Origin of the sequence: Streptomyces hyaluromycini, from assembly GCF_002217755.1 — a bacterium.
Taxonomy (GTDB): Bacteria; Actinomycetota; Actinomycetes; order Streptomycetales; family Streptomycetaceae; genus Streptomyces; species Streptomyces hyaluromycini.
Window position 1 is genome coordinate 47,155 of the sequence record NZ_BCFL01000024.1, and the last position, 14,393, is coordinate 61,547.

14 protein-coding genes and 1 pseudogene are annotated in these 14,393 nt (G+C 72.8%); 9 read left to right on the top strand and 6 right to left on the bottom strand.

Features of this window, described 5'->3' with window-relative positions; genetic code table 11:
* Positions 1-247: 247 nt before the first annotated feature.
* Positions 248-1,789: pseudogene (locus SSP29_RS61325) on the bottom strand (AfsR/SARP family transcriptional regulator); the annotation flags it as partial.
* A 63-nt stretch (positions 1,790-1,852) separates the two neighbouring features.
* On the opposite strand from SSP29_RS61325, the gene SSP29_RS31080 reads away from it, so the two are divergent.
* Entirely contained in the window at positions 1,853-2,725 is an 873-nt protein-coding gene (locus SSP29_RS31080; RefSeq protein WP_089104183.1) for an alpha/beta fold hydrolase, read from the top strand.
* Positions 2,726-2,782: 57 nt separating this feature from the next.
* Here the strand turns inward: SSP29_RS31080 and SSP29_RS31085 are convergent, their stop codons facing one another.
* Entirely contained in the window at positions 2,783-3,028 is a 246-nt protein-coding gene (locus SSP29_RS31085; protein WP_150135247.1) for a DUF6299 family protein, read from the bottom strand.
* 222 nt (positions 3,029-3,250) lie between these two features.
* Positions 3,251-3,406 carry a hypothetical protein gene (locus SSP29_RS58695; protein WP_167450038.1) on the bottom strand — a complete coding sequence of 52 codons (156 nt, stop codon included), beginning with the start codon at positions 3,404-3,406 and terminating at the stop codon, positions 3,251-3,253.
* A gap of 256 nt (positions 3,407-3,662) precedes the next feature.
* On the opposite strand from SSP29_RS58695, the gene SSP29_RS31095 reads away from it, so the two are divergent.
* The 6 genes from SSP29_RS31095 (at position 3,663) to SSP29_RS31120 (ending at position 8,366) form a co-directional block, all read left to right on the top strand.
* On the top strand, positions 3,663-3,863 hold the full coding sequence (locus SSP29_RS31095) for a DUF5999 family protein (RefSeq protein WP_089104184.1): 201 nt from the start codon (positions 3,663-3,665) through the stop codon (positions 3,861-3,863).
* A 114-nt stretch (positions 3,864-3,977) separates the two neighbouring features.
* Positions 3,978-4,790 carry a PaaX family transcriptional regulator gene (locus SSP29_RS31100; protein ID WP_089104185.1) on the top strand — a complete coding sequence of 271 codons (813 nt, stop codon included), beginning with the start codon at positions 3,978-3,980 and terminating at the stop codon, positions 4,788-4,790.
* A gap of 209 nt (positions 4,791-4,999) precedes the next feature.
* Positions 5,000-5,551: an adenylyl-sulfate kinase gene (gene cysC, locus SSP29_RS31105; RefSeq protein ID WP_089104186.1), complete on the top strand. Its 552-nt coding sequence runs from the start codon at positions 5,000-5,002 to the stop codon at positions 5,549-5,551.
* Positions 5,548-6,450, top strand: a complete 903-nt coding sequence (gene cysD / locus SSP29_RS31110; protein WP_089104187.1) for a sulfate adenylyltransferase subunit CysD — start codon at positions 5,548-5,550, stop codon at positions 6,448-6,450. Before cysC ends, cysD begins: the two co-directional genes overlap by 4 nt.
* Before the next feature lie 2 nt (positions 6,451-6,452).
* Positions 6,453-7,661 (top strand): sulfate adenylyltransferase subunit 1, encoded by a 1,209-nt coding sequence (locus tag SSP29_RS31115; protein ID WP_089104188.1) that lies wholly within the window; start codon positions 6,453-6,455, stop codon positions 7,659-7,661.
* A 252-nt stretch (positions 7,662-7,913) separates the two neighbouring features.
* Positions 7,914-8,366 carry an ATP-binding protein gene (locus tag SSP29_RS31120; protein ID WP_089104445.1) on the top strand — a complete coding sequence of 151 codons (453 nt, stop codon included), beginning with the start codon at positions 7,914-7,916 and terminating at the stop codon, positions 8,364-8,366.
* Here SSP29_RS31120 and SSP29_RS31125 read toward each other — a convergent pair.
* The 3 genes from SSP29_RS31125 to SSP29_RS31135 all read right to left on the bottom strand — a co-directional run bounded on the left by SSP29_RS31125 (position 8,326) and on the right by SSP29_RS31135 (position 12,233).
* The gene (locus tag SSP29_RS31125) at positions 8,326-9,768 is read right to left on the bottom strand and encodes an amino acid permease (RefSeq protein WP_089104189.1); all 1,443 of its coding nucleotides are present in this window, start codon (positions 9,766-9,768) and stop codon (positions 8,326-8,328) included. The two genes, SSP29_RS31120 and SSP29_RS31125, sit on opposite strands and share 41 nt — an antisense overlap.
* 103 nt (positions 9,769-9,871) lie before the next feature.
* Positions 9,872-10,879 (bottom strand): ornithine carbamoyltransferase, encoded by a 1,008-nt coding sequence (gene argF / locus SSP29_RS31130; protein ID WP_089104190.1) that lies wholly within the window; start codon positions 10,877-10,879, stop codon positions 9,872-9,874.
* 130 nt (positions 10,880-11,009) lie between these two features.
* On the bottom strand, positions 11,010-12,233 hold the full coding sequence (locus tag SSP29_RS31135; RefSeq protein ID WP_089104191.1) for an arginine deiminase: 1,224 nt from the start codon (positions 12,231-12,233) through the stop codon (positions 11,010-11,012).
* Positions 12,234-12,384: 151 nt separating this feature from the next.
* Here SSP29_RS31135 and SSP29_RS31140 point away from each other — a divergent pair, with 151 nt between their 5' ends.
* Both SSP29_RS31140 and SSP29_RS31145 read left to right on the top strand, forming a co-directional pair.
* Positions 12,385-13,485, top strand: a complete 1,101-nt coding sequence (locus tag SSP29_RS31140) for an SPFH domain-containing protein (RefSeq protein WP_089104192.1) — start codon at positions 12,385-12,387, stop codon at positions 13,483-13,485.
* The gene (locus SSP29_RS31145) at positions 13,482-14,393 is read left to right on the top strand and encodes an NAD(+)/NADH kinase (protein ID WP_089104193.1); all 912 of its coding nucleotides are present in this window, start codon (positions 13,482-13,484) and stop codon (positions 14,391-14,393) included. The genes SSP29_RS31140 and SSP29_RS31145 overlap by 4 nt, the downstream gene beginning before the upstream one ends.

The following is a 14,393-nucleotide window of genomic DNA, read 5'->3' on the forward strand; positions in this document are numbered from 1 at the left end:
AGCCGGTGTCGGGCACCGGACGGCCGATCCGGCGAGCCGTGGCGGAGCCGGTGTCGGGCACCGGCCCGCCGATCCGGCGAGCCGTGGCGGAGCCGGTGTCGGGCACCGGCCCGCCGATCCGGCGAGCCGTGGCGGAGCCGGTGTCGGGCACCGGACGGCCGCTCCGCTCGGCTGCTCCGGACCGGCCTGAATCCGGCCCATCACCCTGCTCGGCCTGCCTGCCGGAGACCGGTGCGCCCCTGCCCCGCGCGCTGTCGGCCCCTCCCCCGGCGTGCCCCGTCTCACCCGTCGCCGCCAGGCGCAGCGCCCGATAACCCTCCGTGAACACCCGCACCAGCGGCAGTTCATGGCGGTCGGCCAGCCGGTCGGCCGCCGCCGCGTGTTCGTCGGCCGTGGTGAAGTCGGCGAGCGCGGCCCGCGCCTGTACCCGGATCAGGTGGCCGAGCACCTCGTAGGTGACCAGGCCGTGCCTGGCCGCCAGGGCGACCAGTTCGCTGCCGACGGCGTCGCGGCGCGGGGCGAGGCCGGCCCGGGTGCAGGACTGCATGAAGACGCCGTTGAGGGCGAAGGCGAGCAGCCCCGGGTCGTCCAGGCGGCGGGCGAGGAGCTCCGCCTCGGCGGCGGCCTGCACGGCGCGGCCGGACCTGGTGCCGCGGGACTCCAGGGCGACGGTGGCGAGCAGCCGGCAGCGGGCCGCGTCCTGGGCCGGGGTGGCCGGGAGGCGGACGAGCGCCCGTTCGGCGGCCCGGACGATGCGGTCGGCGCCCTTCTCGTCGTCGGACCGGGGCCAGATCGCGGGGACGTCGTAGGCGCCGATGACCCGGGCGGTGAGTTCCGGGTCGCCGGACTCCTCGGCCGCGGTGATCGCCGCGAGCCGGTGTTCGCGGGCGGCGGCCAGCCCGCCGGAGCCGGTCACCGCGAGGGTGCGCAGCAGTCCGACGGTCGATTCGAGCCGGGCCCGGGAACCGGCGGCGACGGTACGGTCGTACGCCTCGGCCGCCCGGGACCAGACCCGGGCCGCCGTAGCCCCGCGTTCCGCGTCCAGGCCGGGGTCCTGGGCGAGCACGTCGGCCTCCAGCCGGCGCAGCGCCCGGCCCGGGTCGACGCCCAGCTGTCCGGCGAGGGTCGCACGGGCCCGGCGCAGCACCGCGAGGGCGTCGCCCTGGCGGCCGGTCCGGTAGAGGGCGAGCGCCAGCAGCCGCCAGGCCTCCTCGCGCCACGGGTGCCCGCTGAGGTGGGCGTCCAGATCGGGCACCGCCTCCGCCGCCCGGCCCGCCGCCAGCAGCGCCTCGGCCCGCTGCTCCACGGCCCGCAGCCGCAGCTCGGCGAGCCGGGCCCGCTCGCCCCGGCACCACTCCTCGTCCGCGAACTCGGCGTAGGCGGGCCCCCGCCACAGCTCCAGCGCCTCCCGCAGCAGGTGTGCGGCCCGCGCGGGCTCCTCCTGCGCGGCGGTCTGCACGGCCTGCTCGAACCGCCAGGCGTCGACCGTTTCCGCGCGCAGGGCGTAGCCGGGGCCGTCGGTGACCAGCAGCCGGGCCGGGGCACGGGACGGCCGGCCGGGTTCGAGGGCCCGCCGCAGATCGCCCACGAAGGTGCGGACGGCGCCGACGGCGGCGGACGGCGGCTCCTCCCAGAGGTCGGCGACCAGCCGGGCCACGGGCACCACACGCCTGCGGGCGACGATCAGCCGGGCCAGTACGGCACGGTGCCGGGGGCCCTTCAGGGCGAGCGGGAGACCGGCCCGCTCGGCCGTCACGGATCCGAGCACCCCGAAGGCGACCTGGTCGATCCTCACCCGCCCACCGTACGTGGCGCTGATCCGCTGCTGATCCGGGCAGGGGAGCCTCGGCGCATGAACATCCCCGGTTTTCAGCAGCACCGTGTCCCGGTCGCGGACGGCGTCGCCCTGCACACGGCAGTCGGCGGCACCGGCAGCCCGGTCGTCCTGCTGCACGGTTTCCCCCAGACCCACCTGATGTGGCGGCACGTGGCCGCAGGACTGGCGGACGGACACACCGTGATCTGTCCCGACCTGCGCGGCTACGGCGCCAGCGACAAGCCGGCCGACGCGGACGGGACGTCGTACGCGAAGCGGACCATGGCCGCCGACGTCGTGGCGCTCGCGCGGGCGCTCGGCCACGAGCGCTTCGCGCTGGCCGGGCACGACCGGGGTGCGCTGGTCGCCTTCCGGGCCGGGCTCGACCACCCGGACGCGGTCACGCACCTGGCGCTGCTGGACGTGCTGCCCACCCTGGACATGTGGGAGGTGCTGCACGGCGCCACGGCCGCCGTCGCCTTCCATCTGTATCTGATGGCCCAACCGCCGGGCCTGCCGGAGGAGTTGATCGGCGCGGCCCCGGATCTGTTCTTCGGCCACTTCCTCGACCTGTGGACCCGCGACCCCGCGGCGATCCCCGGCGACGTCCGCGACGCCTATCTCGCGGCCTGCCGGGACGCGGTGCCCTCCATCGTGGCCGACTACCGGGCCTCGGCCGGTGTCGATGCCGGCCACGACCTGGACGACCGGACCGCCGGGAACGTCCTGTCCATGCCGGTCACCGTGCTCCAGCAGGACTGGGGTGCCGCCCTCGGCTACGACGCGGCAGCGGTATGGCGGGCCTGGGCCCCGGACCTGGAGCACCGGACGGTGACGTGCGGGCACTTCATGGCGGAGGAGGCGCCGGACAAGGTCACCGCGGCGCTGCGCAAGCTGCTGGCACGCTGACCGGGCTCCGGCGGCACCGGGCCCCGGCGGCACCGGAGCCCGGTTCCCGCGCCCGGGTCAGGCCTTGGTGAGGTTGATGTCCTGCTGGCCGGTGGCGTGGAAGGACGGCAGCGGCAGGCCGCCCGTGGAGCGCAGCTCCATGATCGTGGCCTCGACGTGGGCCGCGCCGGGCTTCAGCTTCTCCGAGGTGACCTTGCCGGTGTTCTCCCTGCGGTGCTCGGCGTCGTCGCAGACGGCCCGGGTGCCGCCGATGCCGTGCTTGTAGTTCGGGGAGTCCTGGCTGACCGAGGAGCTGATGAACACCGGTCCGGTGGCACCGGTGCAGGTCTAGTGCCCCGGCAGGCAACGTTCGCCCCGTCGCGACGCCCGGCACGCTCCCCCACTGCCCGAAAGGCGTGGGAGGTGCCCCCACTCGCCGCACCGGGCACAAGCCCAAGTACATCCAGTACGAGGGCCTGCACCCGGCACGCCGAGAGCACGCACCGGACGCCGCTCCTTGACGGGCAAACGTTGCCTGCCGGGGCACTAGGTACCCGAGAGGGTGACGGTGCCGTCGGAGGCGAGACGGCCGGTGCGGGCGACGGTGCCGGACTCGCCGGGGGCGGCGGTCACGGGGGCGGCGGCGGCGCACAGCAGGGCGACGGAACCGAGGGCCGCGGCGAGGAGGGGGCGTACGGGCATGGTTTCCTTCCCGGATCGTGAGGATGCCGGGCGGCCGGGCCCGGGAGCGTGATCGTCACCCCTTCGGTGGCGCGTCCCGCCGTACCCGGGACGCCGGTCGTGTCCCGGAGCCGCGGCGACCGTCGTGGCCGCGTCCGGGAGTTGTCCGCGTGTTGTCACAGGTCGCGGCAGGAGGTTCCCCGGCGTTCACGGCAGGAGCATGGTCTGGTCATGCCGGTCGGCGACCGTGCCGGAGGCAGCCCCGTGGAGGTGCGCCATGTGTTCCCACCAGTCCCCGAGCGCGACGGCCGACCGCGGCCTGGCGCACATCGTCGCCGCCCACCCCGAGCAGGGCTGGACCCTGTTGTGCGACGGGGCGATCGTCTTCGACGACACGGGCGAGCTGCACGCCGACGGCAGCGTGGTCCCGCCGCACCGCGGCCCGGCCGACCGCCGCGCCGTCGCCATCGCCGCCTGACCCGGCACCGGGCACCGGGCACAGGTCGGCGGCCACCCGGGACGGGCCCCGGGAATCCTGACTCACGTTCAGCCGTGCACCGAAGGTGACCAGCAGCGATGCCGGGGACCTAAAATGATCAACGTGCCCGAGCAACACGCCCCGAGGTCCCTCATCGTCACGCTCTACGGCGCGTACGGCCGCTTCCTGCCCGGCCCGGTGCCCGTCGCCGAGCTGATCCGGCTGCTGGCCGCCGTGGGCGTGGACGCCCCCTCCGTACGTTCGTCGGTGTCCCGGCTGAAACGGCGCGGGCTGCTGGCCCCTGCCCGTACCGCGCAGGGCACCGCCGGATACGCGCTCTCCGCGGAGGCACGGCAGTTGCTCGAAGACGGCGACCGCCGGGTGTACGCCGACGCACCGCCGCAGGACGAGGGCTGGGTGCTCGCGGTGTTCTCGGTGCCCGAGTCGGAGCGGCAGAAGCGGCACGTGCTGCGCTCCCGGCTGGCCGGACTCGGCTTCGGCACCGCCGCGCCGGGCGTGTGGATCGCCCCGGCCCGGCTGTTCGAGGAGACCCGGCACACCCTGCGCCGGCTGGGCCTCGACCCGTACGTGGACTTCTTCCGGGGTGACCACCTCGGCTTCGCACCCACCACCGAGGCGGTCGCCCGCTGGTGGGACCTGACCGCGATCGCCAAGGCGCACGAGCAGTTCCTCGACGCCCACGAGCCGGTGCTGCGCGGCTGGGAACACCGGTCGGACACCCCGCCGGAGGACGCCTACCGCGACTATCTCCGCGCCCTCGACTCCTGGCGCCACCTGCCGTACACCGACCCCGGACTGCCGACGGGCCTGCTGCCCGCCGACTGGCCCGGCACCCGCTCGGCGGCCGTCTTCCGCGCACTGCACGAGCGGCTGCGGGAGGCCGGGGGCGCCTTCGTCGGCCTGTGACCCGGCTCCGTGGGCCCGGGTGACCGGCTCTGTGAACAGCCGGACGGCCCTCTGTGAAATGTTCATTGCAGGAGTCTGTGACCTCTTGCGTACCAGGAGTCACTCAGTTAAACCTCAGCTTCCTTAACCACTCCTCTCAGACTTCTTACCTACTCTTCGACGGGTCGTACGCGGGTTTGACGAGTAGGTAAGGAAGAGGTCTGTTGCGCATGACCACCACGCCAAGGGCTCAGGGAGCCACGGTCTGGCTGACGGGACTGCCGAGCGCGGGGAAGACGACGATCGCCCGCCTCCTCGGCGACCGGCTCAAGGCCGAAGGACATCGCGTGGAGGTTCTCGACGGCGACGAGATACGCCGCTTCCTCTCGGCCGGCCTCGGCTTCTCCCGGGCGGACCGCAACACCAACGTGCAGCGCATCGGCCTGGTCGCCGAGGTGCTCGCGCGCAACGGCGTGCTCTGCGTCGTCCCGGTCATCGCCCCCTACGCCGACAGCCGCGAGGCGGTGCGGGGCCGGCACGAGAAGAGCGGGACGCCGTACCTGGAGGTGCATGTGGCGACCCCGGTCGAGGTGTGCAGCGAGCGGGACGTGAAGGGCCTGTACGCCAAGCAGGCCGCGGGCGAGCTGACCGGGCTGACCGGTGTCGACGACCCGTACGAGCCGCCCGCCGATCCGGCGCTGGTGCTGCGCACCCAGGAGCAGGCCCCGCAGGAGTCGGCGGACGCGGTGCACGCGCTGCTGGTGGAGCGGGGGCTGGCATGAGCACCTTCACGCTGTCCCATCTGGACGCGCTGGAGTCCGAGGCGGTCCACATCTTCCGTGAGGTGGCGGGCGAGTTCGAGCGGCCGGTGATCCTGTTCTCCGGCGGCAAGGACTCCATCGTCATGCTGCACCTGGCGCTGAAGGCGTTCGCCCCGGCGGCGGTCCCGTTCTCGCTGCTGCATGTGGACACCGGGCACAACTTCCCCGAGGTCCTTGAGTACCGGGACCGTGTGGTGGCCGCACATGGGCTGCGCCTCCATGTGGCCTCCGTACAGGACTACATCGACCGCGGTGTGCTGCGCGAGCGTCCCGACGGCACCCGCAACCCGCTGCAGACCGTGCCGCTGACGGAGAAGATCCAGAGCGAGAGGTTCGACGCGGTCTTCGGCGGCGGCCGCCGGGACGAGGAGAAGGCCCGCGCCAAGGAGCGCGTCTTCTCCCTGCGCGACGAGTTCTCCCAGTGGGACCCGCGCCGCCAGCGCCCCGAACTGTGGAACCTGTACAACGGCCGGCACGCCCCCGGCGAGCACGTCCGCGTGTTTCCCCTGAGCAACTGGACCGAACTGGACGTCTGGCAGTACATCGCCCGAGAGGAGATCGAACTGCCGGAGATCTACTACGCCCACCGCCGCGAGGTCTTCATGCGCGGCGGGATGTGGCTGACGGCCGGTGAGTGGGGCGGGCCGCGGGAGAACGAGACGGTCGAGAAGCGGCAGGTGCGCTACCGGACCGTCGGTGACATGTCCTGCACGGGCGCGGTGGACTCCGGCGCCGACAGCATCGAGAAGGTGATCGCCGAGATCGCCGCCTCCCGTCTCACCGAGCGCGGCGCGACGCGTGCCGACGACAAGCTCTCCGAGGCCGCGATGGAAGACCGCAAGCGCGAGGGGTACTTCTAAGCATGAGCACGACCATCGACACCCTGCGGTTCGCGACCGCGGGCTCCGTCGACGACGGCAAGTCCACCCTCGTCGGACGGCTCCTGCACGACTCCAAGTCGGTCCTCACCGACCAGCTGGAAGCCGTCGAGCGCGCCTCCGCCAGCCGCGGCCAGGACACCCCCGACCTCGCCCTCCTCACCGACGGCCTGCGCGCCGAACGCGAACAGGGCATCACCATCGACGTGGCCTACCGCTACTTCGCCACCCCCAAGCGCCGCTTCATCCTCGCCGACACCCCGGGCCATGTGCAGTACACCCGCAACATGGTCACCGGCGCCTCCACCGCCGAGCTGGCGATCATCCTGGTCGACGCCCGCAACGGGGTCGTCGAGCAGACCCGCCGGCACGCCGCCGTGGCCGCGCTGCTGCGCGTCCCGCACGTCGTCCTCGCCGTCAACAAGATGGACCTGGTCGGCTACGAGCGGGCCGAGTTCGAGCGGATCGTCGCCGACTTCACCGCCCAGACCGCCGAGCTGGGGCTCCCCGAGGTCACCCCGATCCCGGTCTCGGCGCTGGTGGGCGACAACGTCGTCGACCGTTCCGCGCACATGGACTGGTACGGCGGCCCGGCGCTCCTGGAGTTCCTGGAGAACGTCCCGGTGGCCGCGGACCCGGCCGACGCCCCGGTCCGCTTCCCGGTCCAGTACGTCATCCGGCACGGTGACATCCGTCACTACGCCGGCCAGCTGGTCTCCGGCTCGGTACGGGTCGGCGACCGGGTCACCGTGCACCCCTCCGGCGAGACCTCCGAGATCGCGGCGATCGACGTGCTCGGCACCGAGGTCGAAGCGGCGCACGCCCCGCAGTCCATCGGGGTGCGCCTGGCGGACCAGCGGGACGTCTCGCGCGGCGACATGATCACCGCCGGACCGGAGGCGCCCGCGCTCACCCAGGACGTCACGGCCGCCGTCTGCCATCTGGCCGACCGGCCGCTCAGGGTCGGCGACCGGGTGCTGCTCAAGCACACCACCCGGACCGTCAAGGCGATCGTCCGCGACCTGGCGGGCGCCACCGAGCTGACCGCCAACGACCTGGGCCGGATCACCCTGCGCAGCGCCGAGCCGCTGCCGCTGGACGCCTACGCGGCCTCCCGCCGCACCGGTGCGTTCATCCTGATCGACCCGGCGGACGGCGCGACGCTGACCGCGGGGATGGTCGAGTTCGGCTGATCCCCGCACGCACGTGAAGGAGCCCCCGGCAGCTGCCGGGGGCTCCTTCACGTTCCGGACGGACGGTCACAAGGTCACGGCGCGTCAATAACGCGGTAACAGTGCGGGCGCGGGTGCGAGACGGCCCGTCGGCCGGGGTAAGCAGCCCGTTACCGGGACGAAGGTCCGGTCCGGGGCCCGCCGTCGGGTTCCGGAACGGGACCCGTACCATTCCTACAGTTGAAAGCAGGACAAGCAGTGATCGCCTGCGCCATGAACGGAATCGCCGTGTACGAACCACCTTCCGCAGCCGCCTCCTGGCGTATCGCGCTGCCGCACACCGTCGCGGCCGTGCCGGTCGCCCGTGCCCTGGTGCGCTCGGCGATGGAGGAGACGGACCACGCGGCGGACACCGACACCGCCGAACTGCTCACGGCGGAACTGGTCGCCAACGCGGTGGAGCACACCGCAGGCCGGGGGCCGATAGAGCTGGTCGTCGAGCTGCTGCCGGGGGGCTGCAAGGTCGAGGTGCACGACCCGGACCCGGCGCCGCCCGGCCATCTCACCCGTCCGGTGATCGAGGAGCCCGACCCCATGCAGGAGGGCGGGCGCGGCCTGCTGCTGATCCGCGCCCTGAGCTCGTCCTGCGGGCACCGCCCCACCGAGTCCGGCAAGGCGGTGTGGTTCAGGCTTCCTGCAGTACCGCGTCAGTGGCGTCGGGCGTGACGGTGTCGCTCTTCACCAGGGCCAGCGTGGAGTTCCGGCGGCCGTAGCCGAGGTAGACCAGCAGGCCCACGGCCAGGAAGACGGCGAACTGGATCCAGGTCGTCCACCCGGTCTCGTACATGAGGTACAGACAGAAGCCGACGCCCAGCAGGGGCACGACCGGGTAGAGCGGTACCCGGAAAGTGCGGGCGAGGGCCGGTTCGCGGCGGCGCAGGGCGATCACGGCGATGTTCACCACGGCCATGATCGCGAGGGTGCCGATGGTGCACAGGTTCATCACCGCGTCCAGCGAGGCGAAGGCCGCAGGGAGTGCGAAGACGGCCGCGACGATCAGGGTGCCCGCGACCGGGGTGGCGGTCTTCGGGGAGACCTTCTCGAAGACGCGCGGGATCAGGCCGTCCCGGGACATGGACATGAGGATGCGGGTCTGGCCGTACATCACCGCGAGAACGACCGAGGCGATGGCGACGACCGCGCCGAAGGCGATCACTCCGCCGCCGATCGTGGATCCGGTGACCTGGTTGACGACGTAGGAGAGGGCGGCGGGACGGCCCGCGACCTGGTCGCCGCCGATGGCGCCGATGGCGGCCAGCGCGACCGCGCAGTACAGCAGGGTGACGACGCCCATGCAGACGAGGACGGCGACCGGGATGTCCCGGCGCGGGTTCTTGGCCTCCTCGCCGGCCGTGGTGATCGCGTCGAAGCCGATGTAGGAGAAGAACGCGGCGGTGGTGCCCGCGCCGATGCCGCCGAGGCCGGCCGGGGAGAACGGCACGAGGTTGCCGTCCTTGAAGGCGCTGAAGCCGATCGCGCAGAAGGCGACCAGGATGATCAGCTTCACGGCCGCCATCGCGGCGGTGGCCCGGGCGCTCTCCCGCACCCCGCGCACCAGCAGCACGGCGGCCATCGCGATGACGATCACGGCGGGGAGGTTCACGACCCCGCCGTCACCGGGGCCCGCCGACAGGGCGTGCGGGAGCTGGAGGCCGGTGAGGCTGTGCAGCAGTTCGTTGACGTACTGGCTCCAGCCGACCGCGACGGCCGAGATCGAGATGCCGTATTCGAGGAGCAGGCACCAGCCGACCAGGAAGGCCGTGGACTCGCCGAGCCCGGCGTAGGCGAAGGAGTACGACGACCCGGAGACCGGGATCGCGCCGCCCAGCTCGGCGAAGGCGAGGGCGGTGAAGACGCAGGTGATCGCGGCGAGCACGAAGGAGACGACGACGGCCGGGCCGGCCTGGGCGACCGAGTCGGAGAGGCCGACGAAGATGCCGGTGCCGACGATCGCGCCGATACCGAAGCAGATCAGCTGGAAGAGGCCCATGGTGCGGCGGAGGCCGTGGCCCGCGCGGTCGGCGCCGGATTCGGCGACCAGCAGGTGCGGGGACTTGATGCGGGGCATGCGGGTGGTGCTCGTTTCTGGTGGTGCGGGTGCGATCCGGGTTCGGTCGCGGTGGCGGCCCGGGCGTGGGGTGGTGCCGGGCCGCCGGAAAGGACAGGGCCGGTCAGGCGAGGGTGGCCACCAGGACCGCCTTGATGGTGTGCATCCGGTTCTCGGCCTCGTCGAAGACGACCGAGTGCTCGGACTCGAACACCTCGTCGGTGACCTCCAGCTCGGTCAGTCCGTGCCGCTCGTGGATCTCGCGGCCGACGACGGTGCCGAGGTCGTGGAAGGCCGGCAGGCAGTGCAGGAACTTGACGTCGGCGTTGCCGGTGGCGCGCAGCACGTCCATGGTGACGGCGTAGGGGCCGAGCAGCGCGATGCGCTCGTCCCAGACCTCCTTGGGCTCGCCCATCGACACCCAGACGTCGGTGGCGACGAAGTCGGCGCCGCGCACCCCGTCCTTCACGTCCTCGGTGAGCGTGATCCGGGCGCCCGACGCGCCGGCGAGCTGCTGGGCCAGCTCGACGATGGTGTCGTCCGGCCACAGCAGCCGGGGCGCGACGATCCGGACGTCCATGCCGAGCAGGGCGCCGGTGACGAGGTAGGAGTTGCCCATGTTGTAGCGGGCGTCGCCGAGGTAGGCGAAGGCGATCCCGTCGAGCGGCTTGTCGCTGTGCTCGGTCATGGTGAGCACGTCGGCGAGCATCTGGGTGGGGTGCCACTCGTCGGTGAGGCCGTTGTAGACGGGCACCCCGGCGAACGCGGCCAGCTCCTCGACGACGCCCTGGCCGTGCCCGCGGTACTCGATCGCGTCGTACATCCGGCCGAGGACCCGGGCGGTGTCCTTCACCGACTCCTTGTGCCCGAGCTGCGAGCCGGCCGGGTCGAGGTAGGTCGTGGAAGCGCCCTGGTCCGCGGCGGCGACCTCGAAGGCGCAGCGGGTGCGGGTGGAGGTCTTCTCGAAGACCAGCGCGATGTTCCTGCCCCGCAGGTACTGCGTCTCGGCCCCGGCCTTCTTGGCCGCCTTCAGCTCGGCGGCCAGCTCGACCAGCCCGCGGAACTCCTCCTGGGTGAAGTCCAGCTCCTTGAGGAAGTGGCGGCCGGCGAGGGCGGTCGGGACAGTCGCCATGGGGGCGCTCCAGCGGTTGGGGTCGACTTCGGGACATTGGAAGTCTATACGATGTTCCACATTTCTATACAGGTCTCTTGGGGTGGGGGCGCCAGTGGTATGTCACATGTCATGCGTGACGCGCGACATGTCATACGGCATCCCGCTCCACCGGGCAGCTCATGCACCGCGGCCCACCCCTCCCCCGCCCCAGCTCACTCCCCGGGATCTCGATCACCTCGATGCCCTGCTTGCGCAGATGGGTGTTGGTGGTGGAGTTGCGTTCGTAGGCGACGACGACACCGGGTTCGACGGCGAGGACGTTGCAGCCGTCGTCCCACTGTTCGCGCTCGGCCGCGTGCACGTCCTGGGTGGCGGTCAGGACCCGGATCTCGCTGAGGCCGAGGGCGGCGGCGATCGCCCGGTGCATGTGCTCCGGCGGATGGTCGGTGACCTTGAGCTCCTTCTCGCCGGTGCCGGGTTCGATGGTGTACGAGCGGAGCATGCCGAGTCCGGCGTACTGGGTGAAGGTGTCGCCGTCGACCATCGTCATCACGGTGTCGAGGTGCATGAAGGCGCGCCGTTTCGGCATGTCCAGGGCGACGATGGTCTGCGCCGAGCCGGCCGCGAACAGCTTGTGCGCGAGCATCTCGACGGCCTGCGGGGTGGTGCGCTCGCTCATGCCGATCAGGACCGCGCCGTTGCCGATCACCAGGACGTCACCGCCCTCGATGGTGGAGGGGTAGGCGGCCTGCCCCTCCGACCAGACGTGGAACGTTTCGCCACGGAAGAGGGGGTGGTGCCGGTAGATCGCCTCGAAGTGCACGGTCTCGCGCTGCCGGGCGGGCCAGCGCATGGCGTTGATGGAGACGCCGTCGTAGACCCAGGCGGAGGTGTCGCGGGTGAAGAGGTGGTTGGGGAGCGGTTCGAGGAGGAAGTCGTCGAGGTCCATGGCGTGGAAGCGGACCGAGGTGGGCTCCGCGTGGGCGGCCAGGAACTCCCGCTTGGTCATGCCGCCGACCAGCGCCTCGGCCAGCGCGCCCGCCGGCAGTTCCTCGAAGGCGGTGCGCAGGTGGTCGGTGGCGAGGGGGCCGTACTCCTTCTCGTCGAAGACCCGGTCCAGGACGAGGGTGCGGGCGGCCGGGATCCCCAGCGCCTCTTCGAGCAGGTCGCCGAAGAGATGGACGGCGACCCCGCGGTCGCGCAGCACGTCGGCGAACCCGTCGTGCTCGGCCCGGGCCCGGCGGACCCAGAGGACGTCGTCGAAGAGGAGGGCGTCCTTGTTGCTCGGGGTGAGCCTTTTGAGCTCCAGATCCGGCCGGTGCAGGATGACGCGGCGCAGCCGCCCGGCCTCGGAGTCGACGTGGAATCCCATGCCTCCATCCTGACCATCGCGGACCGTCTTCACCCCCTGCCCGACCGTTTCTTGTCACGGCCGGCCGCCCGTCACTTCTTCTCGTCCTCTTGACGACAAACGGCGCGGGCGCGATTATTGTCATGCTGACTCTAAATCGCGAGGGGGTTCCATGGCCGACATCACCCGGCGCCTGGGCTGGCGGCATCTGCGCGGCGCGCCGACGGCGCACGTCAGACACCACCGGGGCGAGAAGCTGCTGCACGACGGCCCGGGGCTCAGCTTCTGGTTCCGCGCCCTGACCGCGGCCATCTCCGAGGTCCCGGTCGACGACCGCGAGCTGGCGATGACCTTCCACGCCCGTACGGCCGACTTCCAGGACGTGTCGGTCCAGGCGACGGTCACCTACCGCGTCGGCGACCCGGCCGTCGCGGCCGCCCGCCTCGACTTCTCCATCGACCCGGACACCGGTGTCTGGCGCGGCACCCCCCTCGAACAGCTCGGCACCCTGCTCACGGAGACGGCCCAGCAGCACGCGCTGGACACACTGGCCCGCACCCCGCTGGCGGAGGCGCTGGTCGACGGGGTGGCGGTGGCCCGGGACCGGATCGCGGCCGGCCTCGGAGCGGAGCCCCGCCTCCCCGCCACCGGCATCGAGGTGGTGGCCGTCCGGGTGATGGCGCTGCGGCCGGAGCCCGAGGTGGAGCGGGCGCTGCGCACCCCGGCCCGCGAGCGGATCCAGCAGGAGGCCGACCGGGCGACCTACGAGCGGCGCGCGGTGGCCGTCGAGCGGGAGCGGGCGATCGCCGAGAACGAGCTGGCGAGCCAGATCGAACTGGCCCGCCGCGAGGAGCAGTTGGTCGACCAACGGGGCACCAACGCCCGCCGGGAGGCCGAGGAACACGCGGCGGCGGACGCGGTACGCGCGGCGGCGGAGGCGACCCGGACGGTGAAGCTGGCGGACGCCGAGGCGGCGCGCACGGTACGGCTGGCGGAGGCGGAGGCGGCCCGGTCCGTGAAGCTGGGCGAGGCCGAGGCGGCCCGGGCGGTCACGCTCGCGCGGGCCGAGGCCGCGGGGGCGCGGGAGGTCGGCGAGGCGCGGGCCGCGGCACAGGAGGCCTGGCTGCGGGTGCACGGCGAGGCGGACGTGGCCACGCTGCACGCCCTCACCGGCACCCGGCTCGCCGAGAACCTGCCGCGCATAGACAGCGTGACCGTGTCGCCCGACGTGCTGACCGGGCTGCTCGCCAGGCTGGGAGGGGAGCGGGAGTGAGCCTCGCGCCGCGGGCCGTGCTCGTCCACCGGACCACGGAGTACGAGGAGCTGGTGGCCCGGCACGGCACGCACGGCCAGGCCGCCTTCTTCCTCGCCTCCCGGGGCCGGGACATGGCCGAGGTCGCCGAACGGCACCGGCGCAGCCGGCGGGCGCTCGCGGAGGTGACCTCGGCGGTGCCGCTGGCCTGGCGCCAGGCCCGGGTGGAGCGGGCCGACCTGGACCGCTTCCTGTTCGCGCCCGAGGACGTGGTCGTGGTGGTCGGCCAGGACGGGCTGGTGGCGAACGTGGCCAAGTACCTGGACGGCCAGCCGGTGATCGGGATCGACACCGACCCGGGCCGCAATCCGGGGGTCCTGGTTCGGCACCGGCCGGAGCAGGCGGCCGTACTGCTGGCCTCGGTCACGGCAACGGCCGCGGCCGCGGCCACGGGGGCCGACGAGCTGACGATGGTCGAGGCGGTCGCCGACGACACGCAGCGGCTCGTGGCGCTCAACGAGATCTATCTGGGTACCGCCGGTCATCAGACCGCCCGATACCGCCTGGGCCTCGAGGACGACGGGGGTGTCGTCGAGGCCCAGGCCTCCTCCGGGGTGCTGGTGGGCACCGGCACGGGGGCCACCGGCTGGCTGCGCTCGGTGTGGCAGGAGCGTGGCGCCCGGCTGCCGTTGCCCGCCCCCACGGAGGACCGCCTCCTCTGGTTCGTCCGGGAGGCCTGGCCGTCGCCGGCGACCGGGACCTCCCTGGTCGCCGGCGAGCTGACGGCCGCGGCGGCCCTGACCCTCACGGTCGAGTCGGACCGCCTGATCGCCTTCGGCGACGGCATCGAGACCGACGCCCTGGAACTGACCTGGGGGCAGACGGTCCGGGTGGGGGCGTGCGGGCGGCGGCTCCGACTGGTCGGCTGA

Bases quoted from the DNA above. Each gene is read 5' to 3' on its own strand.
- SSP29_RS31080 (WP_089104183.1), top strand. From the start codon at position 1,853: ATGAACATCCCCGGTTTTCAGCAGCACCGTGTCCCGGTCGCGGACGGC.
- SSP29_RS58695 (WP_167450038.1), bottom strand. From the start codon at position 3,406: ATGCCCGTACGCCCCCTCCTCGCCGCGGCCCTCGGTTCCGTCGCCCTG.
- SSP29_RS31095 (WP_089104184.1), top strand. From the start codon at position 3,663: ATGTGTTCCCACCAGTCCCCGAGCGCGACGGCCGACCGCGGCCTGGCG.
- SSP29_RS31100 (WP_089104185.1), top strand. From the start codon at position 3,978: ATGATCAACGTGCCCGAGCAACACGCCCCGAGGTCCCTCATCGTCACG.
- cysC (WP_089104186.1), top strand. From the start codon at position 5,000: ATGACCACCACGCCAAGGGCTCAGGGAGCCACGGTCTGGCTGACGGGA.
- cysD (WP_089104187.1), top strand. From the start codon at position 5,548: ATGAGCACCTTCACGCTGTCCCATCTGGACGCGCTGGAGTCCGAGGCG.
- SSP29_RS31115 (WP_089104188.1), top strand. From the start codon at position 6,453: ATGAGCACGACCATCGACACCCTGCGGTTCGCGACCGCGGGCTCCGTC.
- SSP29_RS31120 (WP_089104445.1), top strand. From the start codon at position 7,914: ATGAACGGAATCGCCGTGTACGAACCACCTTCCGCAGCCGCCTCCTGG.
- SSP29_RS31125 (WP_089104189.1), bottom strand. From the start codon at position 9,768: ATGCCCCGCATCAAGTCCCCGCACCTGCTGGTCGCCGAATCCGGCGCC.
- argF (WP_089104190.1), bottom strand. From the start codon at position 10,879: ATGGCGACTGTCCCGACCGCCCTCGCCGGCCGCCACTTCCTCAAGGAG.
- SSP29_RS31135 (WP_089104191.1), bottom strand. From the start codon at position 12,233: ATGGGATTCCACGTCGACTCCGAGGCCGGGCGGCTGCGCCGCGTCATC.
- SSP29_RS31140 (WP_089104192.1), top strand. From the start codon at position 12,385: ATGGCCGACATCACCCGGCGCCTGGGCTGGCGGCATCTGCGCGGCGCG.